At 41.9% G+C, this 5,409-nt stretch carries 3 protein-coding genes and 3 pseudogenes; 4 read left to right on the top strand and 2 right to left on the bottom strand.

The window, feature by feature from the left end; genetic code table 11:
• The first annotated feature begins 424 nt into the window (after nt 1-424).
• The 4 genes and pseudogenes from rpaB (at nt 425) to CDG77_RS33155 (ending at nt 3,335) form a co-directional block, all read left to right on the top strand.
• Nucleotides 425-1,199 (top strand): annotated as a pseudogene (gene rpaB, locus CDG77_RS33165) (response regulator transcription factor RpaB).
• Nucleotides 1,200-1,208: 9 nt separating this feature from the next.
• Entirely contained in the window at nt 1,209-1,454 is a 246-nt protein-coding gene (locus CDG77_RS38790; RefSeq protein ID WP_262985192.1) for an SDR family NAD(P)-dependent oxidoreductase, read from the top strand.
• A complete protein-coding gene (locus tag CDG77_RS33160) occupies nt 1,447-1,890 on the top strand; it encodes an SDR family oxidoreductase (protein ID WP_262985191.1) in 444 nt (147 codons plus the stop codon). Before CDG77_RS38790 ends, CDG77_RS33160 begins: the two co-directional genes overlap by 8 nt.
• Nucleotides 1,891-2,012: 122 nt before the next feature.
• Nucleotides 2,013-3,335 carry a glycosyltransferase gene (locus CDG77_RS33155; protein WP_143857148.1) on the top strand — a complete coding sequence of 441 codons (1,323 nt, stop codon included), beginning with the start codon at nt 2,013-2,015 and terminating at the stop codon, nt 3,333-3,335.
• A 169-nt stretch (nt 3,336-3,504) separates the two neighbouring features.
• Here CDG77_RS33155 and CDG77_RS33150 read toward each other — a convergent pair.
• Nucleotides 3,505-5,008: pseudogene (locus tag CDG77_RS33150) on the bottom strand (aromatic ring-hydroxylating dioxygenase subunit alpha).
• 62 nt (nt 5,009-5,070) lie between these two features.
• Nucleotides 5,071-5,202: pseudogene (locus CDG77_RS35980) on the bottom strand (NAD(P)-binding protein); the annotation flags it as partial.
• Between the last annotated feature and the right edge of the window lie 207 nt (nt 5,203-5,409).

The raw sequence follows: 5,409 nt of genomic DNA, 5'->3' as shown, positions 1-5,409 counted from the left end.
AGAATTGACAGTATTAGCTTCAAGAAGTTGGTCTTCAGCCTCCTCGATTAATTTCATCTGTCTCAGCGTGAGCTTGTCAGATTTTTTGATGATTTTCTTAGTATGTATCTCATTAGAAGTATTCATTGGCTGTTCCCTTGAAGGCATTGGCTTAAAATTTGGATGGGTAAAGTTGGGAGAAGATGAGTATTAATAATTGCACAGAATTAACAAGGTACACCAAATTGATGGGAAATACGAGTCCCAAATTGTAAGAATTTATTAATTGTGTACAAATCTGTTTTCGGGTAAATGCCCCAGCATAATCTGTTGCACAGATGCAAGTATTAAGCGTAAGCGTAGCTCGCCGCAGGCATCGCTTCTTTCCTCATGACTGTAACTCAAGATTATTTTGCGTTTTTGACTCCTAATAAGCAGATAATGGATGGTTAAGAGTTCTCGCTGGAAAGGAACAGCGTTGAGAAACTTATCAGGTGAAAAAGGCACAATCTTAGTAGTAGACGACGAAGCCAGCATCCGCCGGATTTTACAGACGCGGTTAGAAATGATTGGCTACAGTGTAGTGACAGCTAGTGATGGTGAAGAAGCTTTGTCAGCTTTTCGCTTGTTGATCCCTGATTTAATAGTTCTGGATGTAATGATGCCAAAGCTGGATGGCTACGGTGTCTGTCAAGAATTACGGAAACAATCAGACGTACCAATTATCATGCTCACAGCCTTGGCAGATGTAGCAGACCGAATCACTGGGCTTGAGCTAGGTGCTGATGACTACATGACGAAACCTTTCTCACCCAAGGAATTAGAAGCTCGAATTGCCTGTGTATTAAAACGGCGCTCCCACAAAACCAGTATCAATACTATTCCTAACTCTGGGATAATTCATGCAGGCGACCTGAAAATCGATACAAGTAAGCGGCAAGTGCATAAAAATGAGCAACGCATTCGGTTGACAGGTGTGGAGTTTAGCTTATTAGAGTTGTTAGTTAATCATTCGGGAAAGATTTTTTCAAGGGTTGAAATATTACAGCAATTGTGGGGCTTTGTACCAGAGATGAATACAGACACCCGTGTGGTAGATGTGCATATCTCACGATTGCGGACAAAGGTAGAANTCTGACCCCAACGACCCAGAGTTCATTATTACAGCAAGAGGTAGTGGTTATTTTTTCCCACGAATTATTGATTCAGAACAAGAATAACAGAAAAATATGAGTAAGCTCATCTTAATTACAGGCATAAGTAAAGGTCTAGGTTATGCAATGACTGAGGGTTTTATTCAACAGGGACATACTGTTATTGGTTGCGCCCGTTCATCAGATGCAATCGATAAAATACGCCATTCATTTAGTGCGCCGAACGATTTCACATCCGTAGATGTGGCAAATGAACAACTTGTAAAAAAATGGGCACTCTTTCGTACTTCAAAAATATTCACCGCCAGATATAGTGATTAATAATGCGGCAATTACCAATTATCCAGCACCTTTGTGGGAAATACCATCTGAAGAATTTTCGGATCTTATAGATATCAATATCAAAGGAGTAGCGAATATAATTCGCCATTTCGTACCAGCAATGGTGAAAAAGAAACGGGGTATTATTGTTAATTTTAGTTCAGGCTGGGGACGTTCGACTTCAGCCCAAGTTGCCCCATACTGCGCTTCCAAGTGGGCAATAGAAGGATTAACTCGTTCTTTGGCACAAGAATTGCCGAATGGTATGGCAGCTATACCCCTTAATCCAGGGATTATTCATACAGATATGCTTTCTATTAGCTTTGGAGAAGAAGCTGCTAATTATACACCTGTGTCCGATTGGGTATTGAAAGCTGTTCCATTTATTCTCAAGTTAAAACCCAAAGATAACGGGATTCCCTTGACCATTTCATGAGATTGATCGTGCGTGAATTGTTTTGACCAGTTACGAAAAAGCAGGCTGATTTCAACTGTATTGGTTTATCGCCCAGAGACACAGTAAATTAGTACAATTTTTGAATACTGGAGTTTTCATTTTTGAAAAAGCATTTGAGCCAAAGTCTACCTATAGCACCAAGCCGGAAACTGAAGATTACGATCCTAACAGTAGGTTCAAGGGGAGACTTGCAACCATACTGCGCTTTGGCTATTGGCTTGAAGCGTGCGGGGCATGAAGTAACGATTGCAACCCATGAGAACTTTGAACCATTTGTGAGGAAGTTCGATTTAAAGTTTGCGCCGATTGCTGGCAATATGGAAGAGTTTTTGCAATCGAAACAAGGGCAGCGATTGATTGCGGGAGAAAAGTTGAAAAAAGAAGAAGGAGATAAGCTTTTACTTCAACAGTTAGAATCAGCTTGGAGTGCGTGTCAGGGAAGTGAGGTAATTATCTACACGCCGTTAGCTACCTTTGGATATCATATCGTAGAGAAATTAGGCGTACCCTGCTTTTTTGCATCAGTTCTGCCGTTGACTCCCACAGGGATGTTTGGGTTTTTGAAATTTGCTCAAACAACTAAAAACCCGCTAAAGAAAGCGATCAACTATGGTAGCTACTTGCTAGTAGAGTTTTTGCACTGGCAAAGATATCGTCAACTGCTCAATCACTTCAGAACAGAAACATTGAAATTGCCGCCCTTACCATATTTGGGCAGACGCTTCAGACGGAAGACTCCGGCGAATGTATCACGAATCCCTGTATTGTATGGATTTAGTTCGCACGTAATCCCAAAACCTCGTGACTGGCCGCATTGGGCGTATGTGACTGGTTTCTGGTTTATTGACCAAGCCTCGGAATACGAGCCACCCCTGGAACTAGAGGATTTTCTTGGGCGAAAGCAATTACCTTTGTGTTTTGGGTTCGGCAGCATGACGATGCCCAATCCAGAATATCTCACACATTACATCGTAGAAGCCTTAAAGAAAACACATCAAGGCGGGATTATATTGTCAGGCTGGGGCGAGGTTGGAAGAACGGTGAATATAAAAGATTCGCTACGAGTGTTTGCGATCGAGGAAGTTCCGCATGATTGGTTATTTCCTCAAGTGCCAGCAGTAGTACATCACGGAGGAGCTAGTACAACGGCAGCAGTGTTACGTGCGGGGACACCATCAATTACTGTACCCTTTTTTGCAGATCAGCCGATTTGGGGTGAAAAGCTAACTCGGTTAGGAGTCAGCCCACAACCGATACCGTACCAGAAGGTATCAGAAAAAACTTTAGCAGCAGCGATTGAAGTAGTACTGGGTGATGAGGTCATGCGGTGTAAAGCCCAGGAGTTAGGTGAGAAAATCAGGGCTGAGGATGGTGTGGCGAATGCTGTTGAAGTATTTCACCGACATTTGGGGTTGATTGAATAAAACATTTCTGGACTGATCTGCTAGTCATAGCAATAGGCGAAACTATTGGCATCTCTCGAACGGCGTACAACTTGGTTTGGAAATTTGGAATTCAGAAGGCTCGGTTGGCAGGAACGTCCTGCCAACCGAGCCTTCTGAATAAATTTTCTTAGCACTAACCTTGAGTTTATTAATCATTGTGTGCGTGTTCAAACTCGTAAACGTAAAATAGGCGACTAAATTTATCAAGCAAGTATCCTAGAAGTACAAATAATGTTGCACCCCCAAGCGCCCACCAGAATCCTGTATGAGGAAAAACCGTTAAAAGTGATGCGGGTATTTGGTTTCTTGATGCTAATGCAGCTTTTACCGTTATGGCTCTTGCATCCAGAATTACAGCAACACATAAGCATAATATAGATAAACCGTAAGCCAACACCCGTAGACGTTTAATATTTTTCAAAGCATCTTTGCAAACTTGGCAATGTTGGGTATGAGTTGTCCAGACATCAAAAAGCTTTGAAGAGTCTAATTCAAGCAAGGGAAGATCGGTATTACACCCTGAAGCCCAAGGAATACTACCTCCAGCTTTTTTCTCCAACCACTGGCGAAATGTAATTACCATTTTATCTTGAGGATTGGGTGTATAAACTGCTTTCACCCATTGGATCTTTTGACGTTTAGCTAGAGTCTTCTGTTGATAATGAAGAAATACTAAGTCTTGGTGTAAGAACAAGGATGACAAAACATGGCCTAGCCAAGTTGGCATTGGTAGTCCAAAGACTCCTAATCCTTTAGGTGTCTTGCCCATCTCGTTCTTAACTAAGACCTGGCAGCCAATATGACGACACCACCCTGGGCGTGTAGGGGTAGCATACAATGCCAGGATCAGCTTACCACCATCTTTGGAAGTAGAAACTATCCTCATCTGACAAGGTGGCTGGANAGTCGTGAATCGCTTGTGAAATCGTGGGGGCAGTCGGTGTAATTTCAAAAGAAAATCCTTCTTGAGTAGACATTTCCTTGATGCAAAGCATATCGTAGTAATTAGCATCTTTATAGCGATTGCCAACTATACCGTGGTGGGAAACAGGGACATGGGCTGGGTCAGCTACATTCTCCATGAAAAAGTCCCATCCATAGGGTAGGTCACGTATATTCCAAAATAGATGAACTACTCTGTCGGAGTTTTCTTCAAGTTCTGGAATAATTCGTGGTGTCCTCAATTGACTTTCAAGCTGTGCATCAGAACCAGACTCAGCCCAAACCCACAATAAACCCTGCCGTTCTTGTGTTGGATAACTAATTGCAGATGACTTTGAATTTGAGCAGTGTTTAGAAGATGTTTGCTGATCTTTCGACTGGGGAATGCTCACACAGTTTCCCTGCGAATCAAAACGCCAAGCATGATAAGCACATAAAAGTGTGCCATCAGACTCAACACGCCCTTCTGAAAGAGGAGCTAGTCGATGTGGGCAACAATCTTCAAATATTGACCATTTACTCAAACTGTCTCGCCACAAGACTAAATCTTTTCCTAATAACTGTATTGCATGTGGGCGAGATGAATCTAAGAAATCCACAACTGCTACAGGATACCACTGCTTTGTCCATTGAAATACTTCTTCTTTGTTTTGATTCAATGGAATGCTTGCGTTATCCATATCCCCTTGAAAATCTATTTTAGTGGTCATGTGTGTTCTTTTATGTTTTTGAACTAATAAAGTTAGAGCTGTTTAATATTTAATATAGTTGCAATTCCAGGTACGCTCTTTGCTTCAAGGAGTAACACAGTTGTATCGCTGTTTTGTGACATTCGGTTGGCGATAACGCAGCCTGCCGAACCCGCACCAATAACAATATAGTCATACTTAGAATTTAACTTCATCTTGGAAACCTGTAGCTGAAGCATGAAGGGCAGAAACGAATGGCAAATTTGATATCGGCAAATCGATTATTCATACGCTATACTAACTTGATAGAAGGGGTTGCACTAGATGAAGCATATCTAGATGTTACTGAGAATAGGCAAAACATCCCCTACGCTTCTACTATCGCAAGACATATCAAAACTGCGTTACCGGCGTAAGCATTT

This window comes from Nostoc sp. 'Peltigera membranacea cyanobiont' 213, assembly GCF_002245975.1.
Lineage (GTDB): Bacteria > Cyanobacteriota > Cyanobacteriia > Cyanobacteriales > Nostocaceae > Nostoc.
Note: the sequence above shows the minus strand (reverse complement) of the source record. Positions and strands in the feature narration are given on the sequence as shown.